This is a genomic window from Sphingomonas baiyangensis (genome assembly GCF_005144715.1).
Classification (GTDB): Bacteria; Pseudomonadota; Alphaproteobacteria; order Sphingomonadales; family Sphingomonadaceae; genus Sphingomonas; species Sphingomonas baiyangensis.
Map to the genome: position 1 here is coordinate 998900 of NZ_SWKR01000002.1, position 21614 is coordinate 1020513.

The 21614-nt window shown below is 67.8% G+C and carries 19 protein-coding genes; 6 read left to right on the plus strand and 13 right to left on the minus strand.

Annotation, left to right across the window (positions count from 1 at the left end; all coding sequences use genetic code 11):
• Positions 1 to 55 precede the first annotated feature (55 nt).
• On the minus strand, positions 56 to 496 hold the full coding sequence (locus FBR43_RS08095; protein ID WP_136942676.1) for a host attachment family protein: 441 nt from the start codon (positions 494 to 496) through the stop codon (positions 56 to 58).
• A 95-nt stretch (positions 497 to 591) separates the two neighbouring features.
• Between FBR43_RS08095 and serS the strand changes: the two genes are divergently transcribed.
• From serS to FBR43_RS08120, 5 genes are read left to right on the plus strand one after another with little or no spacing between them, the layout of a single operon-like run.
• A complete protein-coding gene (gene serS / locus FBR43_RS08100; protein ID WP_136942677.1) occupies positions 592 to 1869 on the plus strand; it encodes a serine--tRNA ligase in 1278 nt (425 codons plus the stop codon).
• Positions 1869 to 2633 carry a 5'/3'-nucleotidase SurE gene (gene surE / locus FBR43_RS08105; RefSeq protein WP_136942678.1) on the plus strand — a complete coding sequence of 255 codons (765 nt, stop codon included), beginning with the start codon at positions 1869 to 1871 and terminating at the stop codon, positions 2631 to 2633. Before serS ends, surE begins: the two co-directional genes overlap by 1 nt.
• Before the next feature lie 58 nt (positions 2634 to 2691).
• A complete protein-coding gene (locus FBR43_RS08110) occupies positions 2692 to 3717 on the plus strand; it encodes a peptidoglycan DD-metalloendopeptidase family protein (RefSeq protein ID WP_394344044.1) in 1026 nt (341 codons plus the stop codon).
• Complete coding sequence (locus FBR43_RS08115) at positions 3714 to 4739, plus strand: potassium channel family protein (RefSeq protein ID WP_136942680.1); 1026 nt, start codon at positions 3714 to 3716, stop codon at positions 4737 to 4739. The genes FBR43_RS08110 and FBR43_RS08115 overlap by 4 nt, the downstream gene beginning before the upstream one ends.
• Entirely contained in the window at positions 4736 to 5083 is a 348-nt protein-coding gene (locus tag FBR43_RS08120) for a DMT family protein (RefSeq protein WP_136942681.1), read from the plus strand. Before FBR43_RS08115 ends, FBR43_RS08120 begins: the two co-directional genes overlap by 4 nt.
• A gap of 3 nt (positions 5084 to 5086) precedes the next feature.
• Here the strand turns inward: FBR43_RS08120 and FBR43_RS08125 are convergent, their stop codons facing one another.
• The 7 genes from FBR43_RS08125 to trmD all read right to left on the minus strand — a co-directional run bounded on the left by FBR43_RS08125 (position 5087) and on the right by trmD (position 13118).
• Positions 5087 to 5848 carry an alpha/beta fold hydrolase gene (locus FBR43_RS08125; RefSeq protein WP_249276507.1) on the minus strand — a complete coding sequence of 254 codons (762 nt, stop codon included), beginning with the start codon at positions 5846 to 5848 and terminating at the stop codon, positions 5087 to 5089.
• Between the two features lie 4 nt (positions 5849 to 5852).
• Entirely contained in the window at positions 5853 to 6878 is a 1026-nt protein-coding gene (locus FBR43_RS08130; RefSeq protein ID WP_136942682.1) for an aspartate-semialdehyde dehydrogenase, read from the minus strand.
• Between the two features lie 68 nt (positions 6879 to 6946).
• Complete coding sequence (locus FBR43_RS08135; protein WP_136942683.1) at positions 6947 to 8404, minus strand: ATP-binding protein; 1458 nt, start codon at positions 8402 to 8404, stop codon at positions 6947 to 6949.
• A 13-nt stretch (positions 8405 to 8417) separates the two neighbouring features.
• On the minus strand, positions 8418 to 10661 hold the full coding sequence (locus FBR43_RS08140; RefSeq protein WP_136942684.1) for a S9 family peptidase: 2244 nt from the start codon (positions 10659 to 10661) through the stop codon (positions 8418 to 8420).
• Positions 10662 to 10828: 167 nt separating this feature from the next.
• On the minus strand, positions 10829 to 11869 hold the full coding sequence (locus FBR43_RS08145) for an AI-2E family transporter (RefSeq protein ID WP_136942685.1): 1041 nt from the start codon (positions 11867 to 11869) through the stop codon (positions 10829 to 10831).
• Between the two features lie 129 nt (positions 11870 to 11998).
• Entirely contained in the window at positions 11999 to 12385 is a 387-nt protein-coding gene (gene rplS / locus FBR43_RS08150; RefSeq protein ID WP_136944097.1) for a 50S ribosomal protein L19, read from the minus strand.
• 1 nt (position 12386) lies between these two features.
• Positions 12387 to 13118, minus strand: coding sequence for a tRNA (guanosine(37)-N1)-methyltransferase TrmD (trmD, locus tag FBR43_RS08155; protein ID WP_136942686.1), 732 nt, complete (start codon positions 13116 to 13118; stop codon positions 12387 to 12389).
• A 44-nt stretch (positions 13119 to 13162) separates the two neighbouring features.
• Between trmD and FBR43_RS08160 the strand changes: the two genes are divergently transcribed.
• Positions 13163 to 14068, plus strand: coding sequence for an NAD(P)/FAD-dependent oxidoreductase (locus FBR43_RS08160; RefSeq protein WP_136942687.1), 906 nt, complete (start codon positions 13163 to 13165; stop codon positions 14066 to 14068).
• A 3-nt stretch (positions 14069 to 14071) separates the two neighbouring features.
• On the opposite strand, the gene FBR43_RS08165 is transcribed toward FBR43_RS08160, so the two are convergent.
• From FBR43_RS08165 to FBR43_RS08185, 5 genes are all read right to left on the minus strand, one after another.
• Positions 14072 to 15889, minus strand: a complete 1818-nt coding sequence (locus FBR43_RS08165; RefSeq protein ID WP_136942688.1) for a DUF885 domain-containing protein — start codon at positions 15887 to 15889, stop codon at positions 14072 to 14074.
• 83 nt (positions 15890 to 15972) lie between these two features.
• Positions 15973 to 18294, minus strand: a complete 2322-nt coding sequence (locus FBR43_RS08170) for a TonB-dependent receptor (protein WP_136942689.1) — start codon at positions 18292 to 18294, stop codon at positions 15973 to 15975.
• Between the two features lie 98 nt (positions 18295 to 18392).
• Positions 18393 to 18878 carry a hypothetical protein gene (locus FBR43_RS08175; RefSeq protein ID WP_136942690.1) on the minus strand — a complete coding sequence of 162 codons (486 nt, stop codon included), beginning with the start codon at positions 18876 to 18878 and terminating at the stop codon, positions 18393 to 18395.
• A 137-nt stretch (positions 18879 to 19015) separates the two neighbouring features.
• The gene (locus tag FBR43_RS08180) at positions 19016 to 20269 is read right to left on the minus strand and encodes an amidohydrolase family protein (RefSeq protein ID WP_136942691.1); all 1254 of its coding nucleotides are present in this window, start codon (positions 20267 to 20269) and stop codon (positions 19016 to 19018) included.
• Positions 20266 to 21594 carry an amidohydrolase family protein gene (locus FBR43_RS08185; protein ID WP_136942692.1) on the minus strand — a complete coding sequence of 443 codons (1329 nt, stop codon included), beginning with the start codon at positions 21592 to 21594 and terminating at the stop codon, positions 20266 to 20268. Before FBR43_RS08185 ends, FBR43_RS08180 begins: the two co-directional genes overlap by 4 nt.
• Between the last annotated feature and the right edge of the window lie 20 nt (positions 21595 to 21614).

Consider the following 21614-nt stretch of genomic DNA (forward strand, 5'->3'; position numbering starts at 1 on the left):
TCTAGCCTTTTCATGCGCGAAGGCAAGCGCGGGCGTCATTTTGTTTCATGGAGTGTCAGGCGTTCGCGAGCGCCTTCTCGATGTCGGGCACCGGATGGCCGGTCAGGTCCTTGTCGAGCTCGCCCACCAGACGCGCTTCGACTTCCTTGTGATAGGATTTGCGCAGCTCGCCGAGCGTCTTGGGCGGCGCGACGACGATCAGCTTCTCGAAATCGTTGCGCAGCGCGCGCTTGCGCAGCAGTTCGGCGGTCTCCGCGGCAAACCGGTCCTCCTCGAGCTGATGGAAATCGGTTTCCTCATAGGCGCTGCGGCCTGGCCCCACGCTCGAGAAGCTGCGACCCGGCCGATCGGTCGACTGGTCGCCATCGGCCGGATTGTCCTGCTCGCGCACGCGCTCGACGGTGAGGTTCAGATGCTCGGCATCGCCCTCGTTGCGGAAGAACAGCATCTTGCGGCCATCGGCGACGACGACGAATGCCTTGTGGGGAACCTGCATCGGCTACTCCTTTTCTCGTTCTGTATGACAATGCGCCAACGCGCGGGTCGCCGGGCGGGTTGCGTGACGCCGCCGAGCCGGGCCATAGCGCGGCGATGCATGACATTCGTTTCATCCGCGAGAACCCCGAAGCGTTCGATGCCGCGCTTGCCCGGCGCGGCGCGGCGGCCCAATCGGCGACGCTGATCGCCCTCGACGAACGCCGCCGCGCGATCGTGACCGAGACGCAGGCCGGCCAGGCGCGGCGCAACGAGGCATCGAAAGCGATCGGTGCCGCCAAGGGCAAGGGCGATCACGCCGCCGCCGATGCGCTGATGGCCGAAGTCGCCGAGCTCAAGCAGCGCCTGCCCGCGCTTGAGGCCGAGGAGCGGCAGGTTTCGGCCGATCTCGACACCGCGCTCGCCGCGATTCCCAACCTGCCCGATGCCGATGTGCCCGATGGCGCCGACGAGACCGGCAATGTCGAGCTGAAGCGCTGGGGCGAGCCGCGCAACTTCGATTTCACGCCGCGCGAACATGCCGATATCGGTCCCGCGCTCGGCATGGACTTCGAGGCGGGCGCGATGATCTCGGGCGCGCGCTTCACCGCGCTGCGTGGGCCGATGGCACGGCTGCACCGCGCGCTCGGCCAGTTCATGCTCGATCACCAGACCGGTACGCACGGCTATGGCGAGGTCGCGCCGCCGCTGCTGGTGCGCGACGAGGCGCTGTTCGGCACCGGCCAGCTGCCGAAGTTTGCCGAGGACCAGTTCCATACCACCGATGGCCGCTGGCTGATCCCGACCGCCGAAGTCAGCCTGACCAATCTGGTGCGCGAGCAGATCCTCGACGGCGCGGCGCTGCCGCTGCGTTTTGCTGCGCTTACGCCCTGCTTCCGCTCGGAAGCCGGATCGGCCGGGCGCGATACGCGCGGCTTCATCCGTCAGCACCAGTTCGAGAAGGTCGAGCTGGTCGCGATCGCACACCCCGATCACTCGGAGGCCGAGCACGAGCACATGCTCGCCGCCGCCGAATCGGTGCTCGAGGCCCTCGGCCTGCCCTATCGCCGGATGCTGCTGTGCGCGGGCGACATGGGCTTTGGCGCGCGCAAGACCTACGATCTCGAAGTATGGCTGCCCGGCCAGGGCGCGTATCGCGAGATTTCGAGCATCTCGAACACCGGCGATTTCCAGGCGCGCCGCATGAATTCGCGCTTCCGCGCCGAGGGCGAGAAGGCGACGCGCTTCGTCCACACGCTCAACGGCTCGGGACTTGCCGTGGGCCGCACGCTGGTGGCGGTGATCGAGAACTATCAGGACGCCCACGGTTCGGTCGCCGTGCCCGACGTGTTGGCGCCCTATATGGGCGGCATCACGCGGCTGGAGCCGCGCTGATGCGTATCCTGCTCACCAACGACGATGGCTATCACGCTCCCGGCCTCAAGGTACTCGAAGCCATCGCGGCCAAGCTCTCGGAAGATATCTGGGTCGTGGCGCCGGCCGACGAGCAATCGGGCGCGGGGCATTCGCTCACGCTCACGCGGCCCCTGCGGATCCGCAAACACGGCGAGCGGCGCTTCGCGGTGGCGGGCACGCCGACCGACGCGGTGATGATGGCGCTTGCCAAGATCATGAAGGACTGCCCGCCCGACCTCATCCTCTCGGGCGTCAATCGCGGCGCCAACCTCGCCGAGGACGTCACCTATTCGGGCACCGTCTCCGCCGCGATGGAAGGCGCGCTGGCAGGCGTCCGCTCGATCGCGCTGAGCCAGCTCTATGCGCGCGAAGGCATGGGCGATACGGTGCCGTTCGAGGCCGCCGCCGCATGGGGCGAGCGCGTGCTGCGGCCGCTGCTCGACCTCGAATGGGCGCCGCGCACGTTCGTCAACGTCAATTTCCCGGCACTGCCCGCCGAGAAGGTGCTGGGCGTGCGCGTCGCCACGCAGGGCCTGCGCGATTATGGCCGGCTGCGCATCGTCACCAACACCGATCCGCGCGGGTACGAGTATCACTGGTTCGCGCTTGGCCCCACGGTCGAGACGCCCGCGCATTCGACCGATCTCGAAGCCGTGGGCGACGGCTATGTCGCTGTCACGCCGCTGCATCTGGACCTGACGCATCGCCCATCGCTCGCTATGCTCGAGGATGCGTATCGCTGAGGGGATCGGAATGGGGGTATCGCCGCACAGACTTCGCGGGACCGTCGCGCTGGCCGCCATGCTGGCGGTGGCGGGCTGTATTCCCGGCCGCGATGCCGCACCGCCATCATCGGCGCCGCCAGTCGCCGGCACGCCCGAGCCCGTCCGCCGCGCGCCCGACGAGGAAGTGCGGACGCTTCCGGCACCGCCACCGTCGTGGGAAGCACGCGCCGTCAATGCCGATGCGCGCCGGGTAACGGCCACAAGCTATACGGTCACGCGGGGCGACACGTTGCGCGGCATCGCCGAGCGCACCGGCGCTGGCTCCGAGGCGATCGCGCGCGCCAACGGGCTGGCGCCGCCGTTCACGATCTTTCCGGGCCAGCAGCTTTCGATACCATCGGGGCGCTATCACCTTGTCCGTGCGGGCCAGACGGGCATCGCGATCGCGCGCGCCTATGGTGTGGAGTGGAGCCGCGTCGTCGGCGCGAACGCGCTCGAGGAGCCGTATATCTTGCGCACCGGCCAGCGCGTGCTGATCCCCGACGACGCCCTGCCGCGCAGCGTGGCCGAACGCGCGCGCGCCTTCGAGCTCGACATCGACGACATCCTGACCGGCGGCCAGCCGGCGATCGCCGAGAATGCCGCCCCTGCCCGCGCCGTCGCGACGCCGCGCCGCGTGCTGCCCGCGAGTGCCGCGGTGGCAGCGCCCGCAGCCGCATTGCGCGGCGGCTTCCAGTGGCCCGTCGACGGGCGCGTGACACGCCGCTTCGGCCCCGGCCGATCGGGCGAGCGCAACGACGGCATCAAGATCGCCGTGCCGCTCGAAACGCCGGTGCTCGCCGCCGCCGACGGCACCGTCGCCTATGCCGGCAGCGACATTCCCTCGCTCGGCGGCGTCGTCATCCTGCGGCATGGCAGCGGGCTCACGTCGGTCTATGGGCATGCCGGGCAATTGCTGGTGCAGCGCGGGCAAGCGGTGAAGCGTGGCCAGACGATCGCCTTGTCGGGCGATACCGGTGCGGCCGAACGGCCCGAAGTGCATTTCGAGCTGCGGCAGGGCCGCACGCCGATCGATCCGCTAGGCCGGCTGCCACGCCGGTGAGACGCACCACAACCCATGCGACGCTGACGCGAAAGTCAGCATTGCCCGTCTGGGCGTCGCTCAGCCTGCGCGTGCTGCTGGTGCTGGCACTGGTCAGCGCGGCGATCGCGGTGCACTGGTTCGACCGTGCCGGGCTGCGCGACAATTTCGACGGCGAGGTGAGTTTCGCCGACGTCGTATATTTCACCATGATCTCGATCACGACGACAGGCTATGGCGACATCGCCCCCGTGACCGAGCGCGCGCGCCTGTTCGATGCGCTGATCGTCACGCCGATCCGCATCTTCGTGATCCTCATCTTCGTGGGCTCGGCCTACAATTTCATCCTCAAGCGGACCTGGGAGAAATGGCGCATGGCCCGCATCCAGCGCGACCTGACCGACCACATCATCGTCGCAGGCTTCGGCAAGACCGGCTCGGAGGCGGTCGACGAGCTTATCGCACGCGGTCGCGATGCCTCGACGATCGTCATCATCGATGGCGACCCCGAGCGGCTCGAACGCGCCGAGGCATGTGGATGCAATGTCCTGCTCGCCGATGCGACGCGCGATGCGACGCTCGAGGATGTGAAGATCGAGCGTGCCTGCTCGATGATCGTGGCCGCGGGGCGCGACGATACCTCGATCCTCGTTGTGCTTACGGCGCGGCATCTGGCGCCCGACCTGCCGATCAGCATCATCGTCAAGGCCGAGGACAACGAGTTTCCCGCCCGCGCGGCGGGCGCCACGACGGTCATCAATCCGGTGAGCTTCGCCGGGCTGCTGCTGGCAAGCTCGTGCAACGGCCGTCACATCGCCGATTACATGATGGACCTCGCCTCGTTCGACGGACGCGTGCAGCTTGCCGAGCGCCGCGTGGCGCCGCACGAGGTGGGCAAGGCGCTGCGCGATCTCGAGAGCGGGCTTGGGCTGCGGGTGTATCGGGGCGGCAAGGGCTATGGCTGGGCCGATCCCGAAGCGAAAGGTCTTCTGGCCGGCGACATCATCGTCGAGATCGTCGGCGGGCGGAACGCACCGGCATGACCGGCGATGCGGCGCGGCTATGGCCGATCGTGCTGCTGATCGGATCGAACATCTTCATGACGTTCGCCTGGTACGGCCACCTCAAGCACAAGGGCGCCGCACTATGGGCGGTCATCCTGGTGAGCTGGCTGATCGCGCTGCCCGAATATCTGCTCGCGGTGCCGGCAAACCGCATCGGCAGCAACGTGTATTCGGCGGCGCAGCTCAAGGGCATGCAGGAGATCATCACGCTCAGCGTGTTCGCGGTCTTCTCGATCACCTATCTGGGCCAGCGGATCACGATCGACCACGCGATCGGCTTCGCGCTGATCGCGGCGGGGGCGTTCTTCCTGTTCCGCGCTTGAGAATCAGCGCAGGAAATCGGCCAGCGCATCGCCCAGCTCGGGCTTGATTACGCAGCTCATATGCCCGCCGGGCGTCTCGACCAGCGTGGCATCGGGCAACAGCGCGGCGAGTTCGGCGTGCGAGCCGTTGTCGTCGTCTTCCTCGCCCGCCAGCACCAGCACGGGCTGCGTCACTGCCTCGATCGCCGCGCGCGGCGTATCGACGAAGGTGTCGAGGATACCGAGCAGCGCCTGCGGATCGCCTTTGGTGGTCTTAAGGAACGCCTCGACCATCCATTTGGGCGATCCGCGCTCGAAACTGCCGAGATTCTCGAGGATGTCGCGGAAGTGCCCCGCGCGCCGCTGCGTGTCGAGCAGTCCTTCCAGCCCCATGCCGGCGAACACCACGCGGCCGGGCGCCGGCACATGCCCGCGTGCGAGCATGCGCATCGTCGTGCGCGCGCCGAGCGAATAGCCGCCCAGATCATAATCGGTGAGGCCGAGATGCGCGACCAGCGCCTCGCCATCGACCGCCAGTATGTCGGGCGGATAGGCGGCGGCGTCGTGCGGCCGCTCGCTCGCCCCGTGGCCGCGCAGATCGGGCATGATGACGCGCCGCCCGGCGGCCGCCACCTTGGCGGCGTGGCCGTAGCGCAGCCAGTTGGTGTGCGCGTCGGACATATAGCCGTGGATGAGCACCACCGGCCGCCCCTCGCCCAGTTCGTGCCAGGCGAGGCGCACGCCGTCGGACGCGGTGAAATGATGCGTGCGCGCTTCCTGCGACACGCGCTCAGCCCTTCTTCAGATGGCGGCGGCCCAGCAGTTCGGCGATCTGGACGGCGTTGAGTGCCGCGCCCTTGCGCAGATTGTCGCTGACGCACCAAAAGGCCAAGCCGTTCTCCACGGTCGAATCCTCGCGCACGCGGCTGACGAAGGTTGCGAAATCGCCGACGCACTCGACCGGGGTGACGTATCCGCCGTCCTCGCGCTTGTCGACGAGCATCACGCCGGGCGCCTCGCGCAGCAGCTTCTGCGCCTCCTCGGCCGAAATCTCGCGCTCGAACTCGACATGGATCGCTTCGGAATGGCCGACGAATACCGGCACGCGCACGCAGGTGGCAACGACCTTGACCTTGGGATCGAGGATCTTCTTGGTCTCGACCACCATCTTCCATTCTTCCTTGGTCGAACCGTCGTCGAGGAAGCTGTCGATGTGCGGGATCACGTTGAACGCGATCTGCTTGGTGAACTTCTTGGGTTCGGCGGGATCGCCGACAAAGATGTTGCGGCTCTGCTCGAACAGCTCGTCCATGCCCGCCTTGCCCGCGCCCGAGACCGACTGGTAGGTCGCGACGACGACGCGCTTGATGCCGGCGGCATCGTAGAGCGGCTTCAACGCCACCACCATCTGCGCCGTCGAGCAATTTGGATTGGCGATGATGTTGCGCGCCTTGTAGCCGTCGATCGCCTCCGCATTCACCTCGGGCACGATCAGCGGCACGTCGGGGTCCATGCGGTAGAGCGACGAATTGTCGATCACCGTGCAGCCTGCCGCCGCGAAGCGCGGGGCGTGCAGCTTCGTCGCCTCGCTGCCGATCGCGAACAGCGCCATGTCCCAACCGGCGGGATCGAAATGCTCGATATTCTGGATGCGGAGCTGGCGCCCCGTCTCGCCATAATCGGCCATTTCGCCGACCGAGCGGCTGCTGGCGAGCACCGCGATCTCGTCGGCGGGGAATTCACGCTCGGCGAGGATGTTGAGCATCTCGCGCCCGACATTGCCCGTGGCGCCTGCGACGACGATGCGATAGCCCATGTAACAGTCTCCAGAAAGATGCGCGTCCGGTTAGGACGCGTGGCGCGCCGGCGCAAGCAAGCTGCGCTTTAGGCGGCTTCGGCGGACGCCGTGGTCCAGCCCAGCCGCGGGATCGCGATCGAGCGGCGTCCCCCCAGATCGGTACGCACGACGATGAGCTCGCGCTGCTCGATATAGCCGATGAGCCGCCGCGCGCGGCCGAGCGAGCTGGTGCCGTAGACCGCCGCGATCGCGGCATCGTCGGGCGCGGGTGCCCCTTCGCGGGCGGCGCGGGCGATCAGCAGGAACGGGCCGAGCATCTCGCCGGGCAATTCCTGCGCCAGCGCCATTGCCGGCGCCCAGTCGTCATCGACGCCATCGACGATGCCCGCGCGTGCGGCCGCCAGCCGCCGGGTGAACGCCTCTAGGTCGAGCGGGGGGCGCGCCAGACCCTGCATCCGGCAGCGCACCTGATAATCCTGATACAGCACCGCCGCCCCGCGCGTCGCCGCTTCGGGCTCGGCGACGATCGCGCGCAGCACATCGGCGACCACGGCCTCGACATCGACCTCGGGTTGCGCGGGTGCGTCGGTTCGCGCAGGCGCCGGATCGGCAGCGATGCGTTCGATCAGCGCCTCGGCCGCCACCGGCGGCGGCGGGGGCGGCGCGGCGAGCGGCAGCACGGGCTCGATGGGTTCGCCGCCGAATACCAGATCGTGCAGGTCCTCGGCGGGCGCCTGCGGCAGCGGCACCAGCTTGGGGCTGCCGCTGCGCGCCGAGGTAGCGACGGGACCGATCGTTACCGCGATGGGCCGGCGCGACACCGCCGGCCCCAGTGCGAGGAAATGCCCGCGCGCCAGATCGCGGATCGTCTCGGCCTGCCGCCGCTCCATGCCAAGCAAGTCGGCCGCACGCGCCATGTCGATGTCGAGAAAGGTGCGCCCCATCAGGAAGTTGGAGGCCTCGGCGGCGACGTTCTTCGCGAGCTTTGCGAGCCGCTGCGTGGCGATGACCCCCGCCAGCCCGCGCTTGCGCCCGCGACACATGAGGTTGGTCATTGCCGAGAGCGACGCGCGCCGCACCTCCTCGGCGACTTCGCCGCCGCCTGCGGGTGCGAACAATTGCGCCTCGTCGACCACCACCAGTGCTGGATACCAATGCTCGCGCGGCGCATCGAACAACGCGCCCAGGAACTGCGCGGCGCAGCGCATCTGGCCTTCGGCCTCGAGCCCTTCGAGGCTCAGCACCACCGACGCGCGGTGCTCGCGAATGCGCGCGGCGATGCCGGTGATCTCGCGCTCCGAATAGTCCGCCGCCTCGATGGTAACATGGCCATAGGCGCCCGAGAGCGTGACGAAATCGCCTTCGGGATCGATCACCACCTGCTGCACGCGGCCTGCCGACTTTTCAAGCAGGCGGCGCAGCAGGTGCGACTTTCCCGACCCCGAATTGCCCTGCACGAGCAGGCGGGTCGCGAGCAGTTCCTCGAGGTCGATCGATACGGCCTTGCCGGCCGCATCACGTCCCATGTCGACGGCGACGGTCATCAGCGATCGATGCTCAGTCCCCGGCCAGCACGTGCCGGTCGTAGAAATCGAGCATCGTCTTCCAATAGTGGAGGCGCAGCTTCGGATCGCCGAAGGCGTGCGTCTGGCCGGGATAGAGCATCGATTCGAACACGACGCCCTGCTGCTGCAACGCCGCCATCATCGCGGTGGAGTTGTCGAGGAACACATTGTCGTCGGCCATGCCGTGAATGACGAGCAGCGGATCGGCGATCTTGCCGGCATCGCCGATGGTCGACGAGGCGGCATAGGCCTGCGGCACGCGGCGCGGATCGCCCATGTACCGCTCGGTATAATGGGTGTCGTACAGCTCCCACTTGCTGACCGGCGCGCCCGCCACGCCGGCCGCGAAGGTGCCGGGTGCGGCTTCGAGCAGCTTCAAGGTCATGTAGCCGCCATAGGACCAGCCGAAGGTGCCGATACGGTCGCCGTCGACGAAAGGCTGCTGCTTGAGCCAGTTCGCCGCGAGCAGCTGATCCTCGACCTCGACCGTGCCCATCGCGTGATAGATCTGGTCCTCGAACGCGCGGCCGCGATTGGCCGAGCCGCGATTGTCGAGGCGGAAGACGATCCAGCCGCGATCGACCATCATCTGGTGCATCGGATCGGTCCAGCCGCGCGTCACCGTCTGCGGCCCCGGCCCGCCATAATAGGTGAAGAACACCGGATAGCGCCTGCCCGGCTCGCGGCGCGGCGAGAGCATCTGGTAATGCAGCACCGAGCCGTCGGCGGCCTTCAGCGTCCCGAACTCGGGAACGACATGGCTCGCGGCGAAGGGGGCATAGGGGTGCGATCCGTCGACGCGGTTCTCGCTCAGCCAGCGCGTGCGCGTGCCCGCGGTGTCGGCCAGATAGCGCTGCGGCGGCTGCGACGGGTTCGAGCGCGTGACGATGAGGCGGCTGGCCTTGGCATCCATGCTCGCCTCGTTCCACCAGCCCGCCTCGGTCAGCCGCTGTGGCTCGCCGCCGGCCAGCGGCACGGCATAGACATGGCGTTCGAGCACGCCGTCCTTGTTGCCGGTGAGGAACACGCGGCCCCTGCCCTCGTCCACCGCCAGCACTTCGGCGACGTTCCAGCTGCCGCGCGTAAGCTGGCGCCAGTTGCCGCCGGTGAAGCGGTAGAGATGCGAGAAGCCATCGCGCTCGGACGTCCAGACGAGGCTGCCGTCCTTCAGCGGCTTCAGATTGTCGTGCAGGTTGATCCAGCTGCGCTCGCCCGCTTTCTCGGTGAACAGCACGCGCGAGCGGCCCGTCGCGGGATCGACGGCGAGCATGTCGAGCGTCTTCTGGTCGCGGCTCTGGCGCTGGACGAGCAGCGTCCTGCCGTCAGCCGACCAGTCGACGCGGGCGAGGTAGATGTCGCGGTTCTCGCCCAGATCGACCTTGGTGCGGCCCGAACCATCGGGGTTCATGACATAGAGGTCGATCAGCACGTTGTCGGTGCCCGCCAGCGGATAGCGCTGTTCGTAGAGGCGCGTGCCTTCGGCGCCGATCGCGGCGCGTGTCAGGACCGCGACGGGCGCCTCGTCGTAGCGGGCGACGGCGATACGGGTGTCGTCGGGCGACCACCAATAGCCGGTGCGGCGGTGCATTTCCTCGTCGGCGACGAACTCGGCCTCGCCCCAGTGGACGGTGTCCTTTCCATCGGGCGTGACCGCCTGCGCGGTGCCGCCGGTGGCGGGCATCACGAACAGGTTCTGGTCGCGAACGAAGCTCACATAGTTGCCGCGTGGGCTGATGACGGGGTTGAGCGCGCCCGCGCCGCCCTGGGTGAGGCGGCGCACGTCGCCCGAGAGTGTGGCGAGGTAGAGATCGCCATCGAGCGGCACGAGGATGCTGCGGCCATCGGGCGCGAAATCATAGCGGACGACGCCCTGCGTCCCGCCGATGCGCAGCCGTTCGCGCTGCATCTTCTCGGCTTCGGACAGCTCGGCGCCGGTCGTGAACTTCCGCGAATCGAGCAACATCCGCCACTCGCCGCTGGTCATGTCCATCGCCCACAGATCGAGCCGCTGTGGCTCGTCGGCGCGCGCGCGAAGCTGGGTGAGCATCGTGCCATCGGGCGAGAGGCGCGGCGGGAAGCCGCCGACGCCCGACAGCGGCACGCCGCCGAACAGCCGCTCGAGCGGGATCGCCGCGGGATCAGCCACCGGTGTGCTCGCCGCGCGCTGCACCGACTCGGACGCCACCGCGCCGATGCTCGTCGATGCCAGCATCAACCCCGCCAACCATGTACGCATTCCTGTCTCCGGTTCCCGTATTGCCCGGGGTAATGCCGGGCGGGGCGGCGGGCGTAAAGGTTCAGTGATCGTTTGTGCATACGGCACCGGCCCGCTCCCCCACCCGGCTGCCCATCAGGATACTCTCGTGGGTGGCCGGGTGGGGGAGCGGGCTGGTGCCGCCGTTCTCAAGCTCGGACGTCTTCCTCCATCTCCTCGATCTCGTCGGGCAGGTCGTGCCCGAGTGCATCGCGTACCCAGAGGATGTTGACGAGGACGTAGAGCACGCAGGCGAGCGGCGCCGAAACGATTACGCCGATGAAGCCGAAGATGCCTCCCAGCGCCGCCAGCGCGAACAGCAGCACCGCCGGCGGGATCGACACAGCATAGCGCTGGATCATCGGGGTGAGCACATTGCCCTCGAACTGCTGCGCGATGAAGTAGACGAGCACTGCCCAGAGCGCGGTATCGGGCGAATTGGCGAAGGCGAGCAGCACGCCGGGCGCGGCGCCGATGAATGGGCCGACGAGCGGAATGAAGTTGGTGAGGCCCGAGATGACGCCGAGTGCGCCGGCCGAGGGCACGCCGGCGATCGCGAGGCCGATCCAAACCAGCCCGCCCACCACGATCATCGTCACGAACTGCGCGAGCATGTAGCGGTGCAGCGCGGCGCCCGACGCCTCGAGCGCTTCCTGAACGCGCGGCCCCTGCGATTTGGGGAACAGCAGCCGCGTGCCGCGCATGTAGAGCTTGGGGTCGAGCGCCAGATAGATCGCCGCGATGATGACGAGCACCAGATTGGTGACGGCGCCCACCGCGCCGAATGCGAAGCTGACCGCGCGCGTCATGATGCTTTGGATGTCGGGCGTGCTCGACAACAGGCCCTGCGCGAACGGGATCGTCTGGAGATAGCCCCGCACCGTCTCGAACGCCTGCGGCAATTGCTGCGCGATCTCGGTGAACTGCTCGCTCAGCTGCGCGCCGAACAGCCAGCCCGTCAGGCCGAGTATGGTGAGGATGAGCAGCAGTCCGAGCATGACCGAGACGGGATCGGACGCGCCAACGCGGCGGAAGGGGATCGCCGCGGCGCGGATAAGCACGGCGACGAGGATCGCCGAGAAGATGAGCATGAACACGAAAGCGAACTGCACCGTCAGCAGCGCCAGCCCGGTGATGAGCAGCACGATCAGCGTGGTCTGCGCCACGCGCGCACGTTCTTCGGTCGTCATCGCGTCATCCCCCTTGCCTGCCCTTGCGGTGCAACGCGCGACCCGTGCAACGGGGTTCCGCCTGCGACACGAAAAAGGGCGCGCAAGGCCCTGCCCTGCGCGCCCCAAATCGGTGAAAGCGGAATCGCCTTACTCGGCGGCGGTCTTTGCCGGGCGCGGATCGCGACGCTCGGCGATACGTGCCGACTTGCCGGTGCGGCCGCGCAGATAATAGAGCTTGGCGCGACGCACGACGCCGCGGCGCACCACCTCGATCGAATCGATGTTGGGCGAGTAGAGCGGGAAAACGCGCTCGACGCCTTCGCCGAAGCTCATCTTGCGCACGGTGAAGTTGCTGCCCATGCCCTTGTTCGACCGCGCGATGCACACGCCTTCGTAGTTCTGGACGCGCGTACGCTCGCCTTCGACGACCTTGACGCCGACCTTCAGCGTGTCGCCGGGGCGGAAATCGGGGATCGCCTTGGCCGAGACGAACTTGGCGATCTGCTCGGCCTCGATCTGCTGGATGAGGTTCATGTCATTCATTCCCATCATGTCGCCGCGCACCAGAGGGAGACTGGACCCGAGCACCCTCATGGCGCTCCCACAGGTCCGGCCTCCGTAGCCGTGTATCGCTCGCGGCCATGGCGTGGCGCCATGCCGCGATCCTCGCATGATCCCCCGATCGCAGCACTTCGGGGATCGTGCGCCCTTCCCACAATTGCGGTCGGGTATAATGCGGATATTCGAGCAGCCCCGTCTCGAAGCTCTCGTCGTCTCCGCTCGAAGCCGCGCCCATTACGCCGGGAAGCAGCCGGATGCAAGCATCGAGCAATGTCAACGCCGCCATCTCGCCGCCCGAGAGGATATAATCGCCGATCGAGACTTCCTCGATTTCGCGCGCCTCGAACAGCCGCTGGTCGATGCCTTCGAATCGGCCGCAGAGGATGATGGCCCCAGGCCCCATGGCGAGCTCGCGCACGCGCGGCTGGGCAAGCGGGCGGCCGCGCGGCGTCATCGCCAGCACGGGGCGGTTATCGGCGACGTGATCGAGTGCCGCGGCGAGTACGTCGGCACGCATCACCATGCCGGCGCCGCCGCCCGCGGGCGTATCGTCGACCGAGCGATGACGATCGGTGGCGAAATCGCGAATCTGTACGGGCTCGCACGACCAGCGCCCCTCGCGCAGCGCCCTGCCCGCCAGCGACACGCCGAGCGGGCCGGGAAACATCTCGGGATAGAGCGTGAGGACGGTTGCGGCGAAGGTCATCTGCCCCCAATGCGGCGGGGCATGGGGCAAAGGCAAGGCGGCACATGGACGACTGCATCATCATCGGCGCGGGGCCTGCGGGGTTGACGGCGGCGATCTATCTGGCACGCTTCCATCTTGCGATCCGGCTGTTCGACAGCGGCGCGAGCCGCGCGGCGATGATCCCGCGCACGCACAATCATGCCGGCTATCCCGAGGGGATCGAGGGGCTCGAGCTGCTGCGGCGGATGCTGGCGCAGGCCAATCGCTATGGCGCGCTGTGCGAGCCGGCCGAGGTTACGCGGGTCATGCGCGACGGCGACGGCTTCACGGTCGAGGCCGACGGGCGGGCGTTCGTTGCGCGGACGGTGCTGCTGGCGACGGGGGTAGTCAATCGGCGCCCGGCGGGCCTCGATAACGCGTTGCATGACGAGGCGCTCCAACGCGGGCTGCTGCGCTACTGCCCGATCTGCGACGGTTATGAAGTGACCGACAGGCGCGTGGGCGTGATCGGCACCGGCACGCACGGCACGGCCGAGGCGCTGTTCCTGCGCGGCTTCACCGCCGACGTCACGCTGATCGCCCCCCATGTCCACGAGCTCGACGCCGAATGCGCGGCCAGGCTCGATGCGGCGGGCATCGTGCGCGTCGACGGGCCGTGCGGCGACTATGCCATCGAGGGCGACCGGCTGTGCCTGACGACCGCCGAGGGGCCGCTGCGCTTCGACAGCGTGTACCCGGCGCTCGGATCGGACATACGCTCCGAACTGGCGGTGGCGGTGGGAGCGGCGGCAACCGACGAGGGGTGCCTAGAGGTCGACGACCATATGCGCACCTCGGTGCCCGGCCTGTTCGCGGCGGGCGACGTGGTGAAGGGGCTCGACCAGATATCGAACGCGATGGGTCAGGCGGGGATCGCGGCCACCACCATCCGCAACCTTCTCGACGAACGGCGGCCGCTGCGGCGGTGAGCGCTAGGCCGCCGGGCCCGCCGCCCAGCCATCGACCGCGGCGTCGAGCACCGACATGGGCATCGGGCCCGCGCCCAGCACCAGCGCGTGGAAGGCGCGCACATCGAAGCGATTGCCCATTGCCGCACGTGCACGCTCACGGGCGGCGTGGATGGCGTTGGCGCCGACCTTGAAGCTGCACGCCTGCCCCGGATAGACGGCGTAGCGCGTGACTTCGCGATCGGTCGCGTCGCGCGGCTCGCCGATGTTGCGCACCATCCAGTCGATCGCCTTGTCCCGGCTCCAGCGGTGATGATGGAGCCCGGTATCGACGACGATGCGGCCTGCGCGGAACAGCTGCGATTGCAGCGCGCCGATCGCGCCGAAGGGATCGTCGGTATAGACGCCGATCTCGTCGGCCACCTGCTCGGCATAGAGCGCCCAGCCCTCGGTATAGGCGGAGAAGCGCGCGATGCGGCGAAAGCGCGGCAGTTCAGGCGCGTGGCCGAGCGTGCTTGCCTGGAAATGGTGGCCGGGAATGCCCTCGTGATGCGTGAGCGTCGGCATCCGCCATGTCGCATGTTCTACGGGATTGCGCAGGTTGAGCGTATAGGCACCAGGCTCGCCGGGGCCGCCGCGGCTGTAGAAGGCGCCGGGCGCGCCCGCCTCGATCGCCGGGGGTACGCGGCGCACGACGATGGGGTCGATCGGGCCGGGCGTGAAGGCACGCGGCAACAGCGCCGTCACCTTGGCGAGCTGCGCCTCGGCGATCGCCATCAGGCGGGCGCGGCCGGCATCGTCGTTCGAGACGGTAAAGCGCGGGTCCTCGTTGAGCGCGGCCATGCGATCATATACCGAGCCCTGCCGCATCCCCTGAGCCTGCAACAGCGTGTCGATGCGTCCGAGCAGGTCCTCGCACTGCGCCAGGCCGATGCGGTGGAGTTCGCCCGGCGGCGTGTCGACGGTGGTGTTCGACCGGACGGCGGCGGCGTAATAGGCATCGCCATCAGGCAGGCGCCAGACGCCGGCATCGCTGCTGGCATTCGGCAGCAGCGCCTCGAGCGCTGCGATCTGCCGCGACAAGGCGGGCTGGATGCGATTCGCGAAGATCGCCCGCGCCTCGCCGCTGCGATCGCCCAGCCCCTTGGCGCGCATCTTCGCCAGCGCCGGCGCCATCAGGGCCGAAGTCATGGGATCGCCGTCGCGCAGGCCCTTCACCTGCGCGATGGTGCGGACGAGCACGAAATCGGGCGGCGTCACGCCGATCGCGGCATCGGCGGCGATGCGCGCGCTTTCCTGATCGATCGCCACCGCCAGCGCCGCAAGACGCGCGAGCCAGGCTTCGGCATCGGCGCGCGTCTCGAGCGGATGACGGCTGCCGATGAAGGCGGGTAGCCAGTAATAGGCGCCGTTCATCTGGCTTACGACATAGGGGCTGGGCCGCAGATTTGCGTCGACATAGCCATAGCGCCCCAGCAGATCGTCGAGCATCTCGTAGACGAAGCCGGCGGTGGCGTGATCGAGGCGCGCGCGCGGCGACAGCGACGCGACGTCGATGCGCGCAAGCGCCGCGCGTGCTTGGCGGACGGCAGCATGGTCGCGCGTGCGTGCTGCCATCGAGCGATCGTCGAGCATGGCGCGCAGACCGGCATTGGCGCCGGTATCGAAATCCTGGCCCGTCGCCTCCTCGGGCGAGCGGCGCAGGAAGGCGGCGACATGCGCATCGAGCAGCGAAGCGAGCGCGGCATCGGCCGATTGCGGCAGCATCGCGCCGAGCGGCGCGGCGGCAAGCGTCGCGGCGCCGGTTGCGGTGGTGGCGAGAAACTGGCGGCGATCGAACATGGTTGCTCCCGAAAGACAAAGGCGCCGACGGTCATGCGTGGCCGCCGGCGCATTACGGACGTACGCGACGCCCGCGGGGACTTCTAGAATTTGTAGCCGAGCGTCGCGCCGAACACGCGCGTCGAGGGTTCGACCTGCACGCCGCTGTAGAACGCCTTTTCATAGGCGTTGGCGTAGAATTGCTCGTCGAACACATTCTCGACGAACACCGTCGCGCGGAAGCGATCGTCCTCGACGCCGATGCGCAGGTTCACATTGTGGTAGCTCGGCGAGATGAACGGGAACACCGGGTAGAGATAGGCATAGGGGTTCGACACCATGGTGTCGCGGAAGCTCCATTCGGCGCGCGCGAAGCCTTCGAAGTCGCCGGTGATCGGCACATTGTATTGCGCCTGCGCACCGAAGGTCCATTCGGGCGCGTTGACGAGCTGCTCGCCCGTCACGTCGATCACCACGCCGTCGATCAGCGCGTTGGGATAGTCGAGGAACTGCGTCTTGTTCCAGCCGAGCTGGCCGCTGAAGGTGAATTGCGGCGTCAGCCGAGCGTCGAAGCTCGCCTCGAGGCCGTAGCTTTCGGCCGCCGCGGCATTGGCGATGCCGCTGACGCCGCGCAACAGCCCGGTGGCAGGATCGATAAACTGGAAGCGGATCGTCTGCTGCACGTCCTTCCAGTCCATGTAGAATGCCGTGACGTCGACGCGCAGCTTCTTGTCGAACAGCTCGAACTTGGTGCCGGCTTCGTAGTTCCACAGCGTTTCGGGCTGGAACTCGTTGAGGAGGTTGACATTGTTCGACGTCTGCGTGCCGCCGGACTTGAAGCCGCGCGCGGCGGTGGCGAAGATCAGCCAGTCGGGATTGGCCTGGTAGCTGAGCGTAAACTTGGGGCTGACATCCTCGAACTTGGCCTGCCGGTCGTTGACGCCGGTGAGGATGGTGTTCGAGCGCGTGACCGAGTCATTCTGCACCGTCTCGCGCGAGTAGCGGATGCCGAAGGTAGCGGCGAGGCGATCGGTAAGATTGAAGGTGCCCTGCCCGAACACCGCCCAGTAATCGGAGGACGAGCGGCCATCGGCGCCGGTGACTTCGAGGCCCTCGCAATCGCCGCCGGTGCTCGCCGGGCAAAGGGGACTGTCGGCGCCGTGGAAGGTCGACTGGTCGGAGACGCCGGTGTCGCGGCCGGCGGTGATGCCGACGCTCCAGTCGAAGAAGTTGGTGCCCGTCGACTGGACACGCAGCTCGCCGCTGGTCGACTCGCGCTGAAGGAACAGGTCCTCGTAGAAGAAATCGGGGCTGCCACCGTCGACATCGCCATAGTTGAACACCGTGGCGGTGAGGTGGCCGCCGACGGCGGTGACCGAGACGTCGCCGATTTCCCACACCGCACGCCCGCTCAGATATTCGAACTTGCCGCCCACGCGCTGCGGGCGATTGAAGTTCACGCGGTCGTCGTTCTCGGGATAGAAGCCGACACCGTCGGGATTGCCGATGAGGCCGGCGGCGCGGCCATAATAGACCGATGCCCAGGTACGCGTGACGAAGCCGGTAGGCACGCCGTTGCGCATGCCGACCACCTCGTCGGAATAATTATAGGTCACGTCGAGCGTGAGGTTGTCGGTGGGCGTCAGCCGGCCCTGGATACGATAGGTGTAATATTCGCTGTCGTTGCCGCCACCGATGGCGTTGATGTTCTTGATGAACCCATCGGACTTTTCGTACTTGCCCGATGCGCGCAGCGCGAGCAGGCCCTCGACTACGGGCACGTTGACCGCACCTTCGGCGCGATAGGTGTCGAAGCTCGAATAGCCGAGATCGACGAAACCCTCGAACTCGTCATTGGGCTTCTTGGTGACGACGTTGATCGCGCCGCCCACCGAGTTGCGGCCGAAATAGGTGCCCTGCGGCCCGCGCAGCACCTCGATGCGTTCGAGATCGACGATCTGCGGATTGCTGGTGCCCGAGGCGACGTTGAACTCGTCGATATAGAAAGCATAGGTCGCCTGCCGCACGTCGGCATAGGGGTTCAACTGGTTCGAGATGCCGCGGATCGCCAGATCCTTGCGATCGCGCGAGCCGTTCGACTGGAAGCTGACATTGGGGGTCAGCGCGAAGAAATCCTCGACCGACTGGACGTTGTTCTCCTGCAGCGCCTCGGCGGTGATCGCGGTGATGGCGATCGGCACGTCCTGGATGCTCTGCTCGCGGCGCTGCGCGGTGACGATGATCTCGCCCGCCGCGGCTTCCTGCGCGTCCTGCGGCGGCGCCTCGGCCGCGGTCGCCGTTTCGGCCGCCGGCCCTGCCTCCTGCGCGATCGCCGGGGTGGCCAGTGCCAGCGCCAGCGCGCCCGATGCTACCGACGTCGCCATCCTGATCGAAACGATGTTGTTCGAAACTGCCCGCTTGCTCATGTCAAAACCCCCCTCACCGCGCGGACGACGCCCGCGCGCTTGTGGTTTCCCGTTCCTCTCCAGACCCGCGAGCCGCCGGCCCGCGCGCATTCAGCCGGTCACTTCGTCCAGCATTGCGGATCGAGCGGCCCCTTGGCGGGGTCGAGCTCGCTGCGCACCAGCGTGATCGCGGCGATCTTGCCGTCGCGCAGATCGGCGTGGCCCGCTGCGAGCGAGCAGCCGACCTTGCCGTCACGCCGCGAGCGGATGACGTGGTAGTTGTAGATTCGCCCGTCCTTCTCGAACACTTCCTTGAACGGCACGACGATCTCGACGTCGCCGCCGCCCGACTGGATCTTCTGGAAGTGCGTCTCCCACTGCTCGACGCCGCGGATGACGGTGCGCCCTTCGAGCGTCAGCGTGGCGTCAGGCGTGAAGTGCTTCGAGAAATTGGCTGCGGTGAAGGCGCCGGGCGTCTTGAACGCCTGGTTCCACCAAAGGAACATGCGCGACAAGGCATCGGTTGCGGGCGCCTGCGGCTGTGCGCCCGACGGCACGGCGGCGAAGATGGCGGCGATCGAACAGGCTGCGATGAGCTTCTTCATGCGATGGGTCCCCCGTCTGAACCTCGTTGCGGAAGCGGTCGTGCCGCTTGCGTCGATGGCGAGTGTCCGTCAGTTACATTGTTGTTGCAACGACATGACAAAGCGTCCTTCGTTGCGCCACGCGCAACTCCCGCGCATCAATCATCCTTTCGGATGATCTTGCCGCCTTTCATCACGAAGCCGATCGTGCGCAGCGCGGTGATGTCGCGGCTGGGATCGCGATCGACCGCGACGATGTCGGCGAAATAGCCGGGCTTGAGCACGCCAACCTCGCCATCGACGCCGAGCATCCGCGCGGGCTCGATCGTCGCGGTGCGCAGTGCCTGTGCGTGGCTCATGCCGGCGTCGACATAGATTTCCGCCTCGCGCACCGTTGCATTGGTGCCGTCGTTCGGCTCCCACGGATATTGATCGGTGCCGAGCGCGATCGGCACGCCGATGCGGATCGCGTCGCGCAGCGACTGGATGTGCTGGCGCCCCACCGACTCGACACGCGCCAGATACCAGGGCGGCGAGCCGATCTTCTGGTAGAAGGCGCGCGCACCGGGCTGCGTCACCACGATCGTCGGCACGAACCACACGCCTTTGTCGCGCATCTTCTCGAGCACCGGTGGCGTCAGGAAATAGCCATGCTCGAAACAGTCGATCCCCGCATCGATCGCGGTCATCGAGGCATCGGGCGACCCGGTATGGCCCGTCACCTTGACGCCGTTGCGGTGCGCGACCTCGATCGCGGTGCGCAGCTCGTCATCGGTGAAGGGCGAGGCGGCGATGTCGCCATGCGTATCGGAGATGCCGCCCGAGATGCCGATCTTGATCCACGTCGCGCCGGCCTTCACCTGGCTGCGCACTGCCTTCGAGAAGGCCGCCGGGCCATCGACCTCGAGCTTGCCATGGCCGCCGGTGGGCACGATCGACGCGCCAGCGGTGTGGATGCGCGGACCGTCGAAGATGCCGCTGTCGATCGCGCGCTTGACGGTGAAGTCGACGCCGGCGTCGGAGCCGGTCAGCCGGATCGTCGTGATGCCGGCCATCAGCGACTTCTGCGCATTGTCGAGCGTGCGAAGCGCCATCGAGTCGGGCGTCTCGTCATGGATGCGAGAGGCGCCCGGCAGGTTGAGCGCCAGATGGACGTGCATGTTCATGAGGCCCGGGATCAGCCATTTGCCCGCCAGCGGCACCAATGTGGCGCCTTCGGGCACCGGCGTGGTGGCGGCGGGGCCGATCGCCCTGATGCGCTCGCCCTCGACGATCACCACGGCGTCGCGGATCGGCGCCTTGCCTTCCAGATCGGCGACGTGCCCGCCGGTGAGCGCAATGACCTGCGCCGCCGCCGGCGCGGAGGCGAGCAGCAGCGCAATCGTCGCGGCGGCGAAGCGGCGACGGCTCACGAGACCTTGCCCGTCTGCGGATCGATCCGGTCGATCGCGGCGGGATTGTCGTCGTCGCGATAGACGATGCCGCCCTTCATCACGAAATCGAGGCTGCGCAGCGCGCCGATATCCTGCACCGGATCGGCGTCGAGCGCGACGATATCGGCATATTGGCCCGGCGCGATGCGGCCCACTTGCTTGTCGAGCCCCAGCATCCGCGCGGGCTGGATGGTGGCGGCCTGCAACGCGGCGAGCGGCGTCATGCCGGCCTTCACGTACAATTCGGCCTCGTGCACCGTCGCGGTGGTGCCGCTGTTGGGCTCATAGGGGAATTGATCGGTGCCGAGCGCGACGTTGACGCCCAGCCGAATGGCCTTTTGCAGCACCGCCCAGTGATCCTTGCCGACCGAGGCCACGCGATCGAGATACCAGGGCGGCGAGCCGATCTTGCGGTAGAACTCGTATGCGCCGGGCTGGCTGACGACGATGGTGGGGACGAGCCAGGTGCCCTGCTTCTTCATCTCGGCGAGCACCTGATCGTTCAGGTGATAGCCGTGCTCGAAACAGTCGATGCCGAACTTGAGCGCCTGCATCGCCGCAACCGACGAGCCGTTGTGCGCCGTCACCTTCACGCCGTTGCGCTTGGCGACGTCGAGCACGGTCGACAGTTCGGCATCGGTCATCGGCGCGGCGCCGATCGCGCCGTGCGTGTCGGAGATGCCGCCCGAGATCGCGATCTTGATCCAGCTCGCGCCGCGCTTGATCTGCTCGCGCACCACTTTCGAGAACTCGGCCGGGCCATCGGCCTCGAGCGACCCGTGGCCGCCGGTGGGCACGATCAGCTCGCCCGCGCTCTCGATGCGCGGCCCCACCGCCTGGCCTGCGTTGATCGCGCGGCGAAGCTGGAAGTCGAGGCCGCGATCCTCGGCAGTGAGGCGCACGGTGGTGACGCCCGCGAGCAGGCTGCGGCGCGCATTGTCGGCCATACGCAGCGCCTGCGCGCCATCGGTTTCGTTGACCAGCTCGGCCCCCGCCGCGCCGGGCAGCTTGAGGCCGAAATGGACGTGCATGTTCATCAGCCCCGGCGCCAGCCAGCGTCCCGCCATCGGCACCATTTTGGCGCCCGCGGGCACCGGCACGCTGGCGGCGGGGCCGACGGCGACGATGCGCTCGCCCTCGATCAGCACCGTCGCGTCAGGCGTGGTGCGGCCGGTGTCGATATCGACGACGTTGCCGCCGGTGAGCGCGACGACGCGCGGCCGCGCCTCCTGCGCGCTCGACGCGGCAGGCGCGAGCATCGCCACCGCCATCGCGCCCGTCATCCATCGTGTGAGCCTGCGCATCGCCGCTTCCCCCGTTCGTT

Excerpts from the sequence above, each read along its gene's own strand:
- FBR43_RS08095 (WP_136942676.1), bottom strand. The coding sequence starts at position 496 with ATGCAGGTTCCCCACAAGGCATTCGTCGTCGTCGCCGATGGCCGCAAG.
- serS (WP_136942677.1), top strand. The coding sequence starts at position 592 with ATGCATGACATTCGTTTCATCCGCGAGAACCCCGAAGCGTTCGATGCC.
- surE (WP_136942678.1), top strand. The coding sequence starts at position 1,869 with ATGCGTATCCTGCTCACCAACGACGATGGCTATCACGCTCCCGGCCTC.
- FBR43_RS08110 (WP_394344044.1), top strand. The coding sequence starts at position 2,692 with ATGCTGGCGGTGGCGGGCTGTATTCCCGGCCGCGATGCCGCACCGCCA.
- FBR43_RS08120 (WP_136942681.1), top strand. The coding sequence starts at position 4,736 with ATGACCGGCGATGCGGCGCGGCTATGGCCGATCGTGCTGCTGATCGGA.
- FBR43_RS08130 (WP_136942682.1), bottom strand. The coding sequence starts at position 6,878 with ATGGGCTATCGCATCGTCGTCGCAGGCGCCACGGGCAATGTCGGGCGC.
- FBR43_RS08135 (WP_136942683.1), bottom strand. The coding sequence starts at position 8,404 with ATGACCGTCGCCGTCGACATGGGACGTGATGCGGCCGGCAAGGCCGTA.
- FBR43_RS08140 (WP_136942684.1), bottom strand. The coding sequence starts at position 10,661 with ATGCGTACATGGTTGGCGGGGTTGATGCTGGCATCGACGAGCATCGGC.
- FBR43_RS08145 (WP_136942685.1), bottom strand. The coding sequence starts at position 11,869 with ATGACGACCGAAGAACGTGCGCGCGTGGCGCAGACCACGCTGATCGTG.
- rplS (WP_136944097.1), bottom strand. The coding sequence starts at position 12,385 with ATGAACCTCATCCAGCAGATCGAGGCCGAGCAGATCGCCAAGTTCGTC.
- trmD (WP_136942686.1), bottom strand. The coding sequence starts at position 13,118 with ATGACCTTCGCCGCAACCGTCCTCACGCTCTATCCCGAGATGTTTCCC.
- FBR43_RS08160 (WP_136942687.1), top strand. The coding sequence starts at position 13,163 with ATGGACGACTGCATCATCATCGGCGCGGGGCCTGCGGGGTTGACGGCG.
- FBR43_RS08165 (WP_136942688.1), bottom strand. The coding sequence starts at position 15,889 with ATGTTCGATCGCCGCCAGTTTCTCGCCACCACCGCAACCGGCGCCGCG.
- FBR43_RS08170 (WP_136942689.1), bottom strand. The coding sequence starts at position 18,294 with ATGAGCAAGCGGGCAGTTTCGAACAACATCGTTTCGATCAGGATGGCG.
- FBR43_RS08175 (WP_136942690.1), bottom strand. The coding sequence starts at position 18,878 with ATGAAGAAGCTCATCGCAGCCTGTTCGATCGCCGCCATCTTCGCCGCC.
- FBR43_RS08185 (WP_136942692.1), bottom strand. The coding sequence starts at position 21,594 with ATGCGCAGGCTCACACGATGGATGACGGGCGCGATGGCGGTGGCGATG.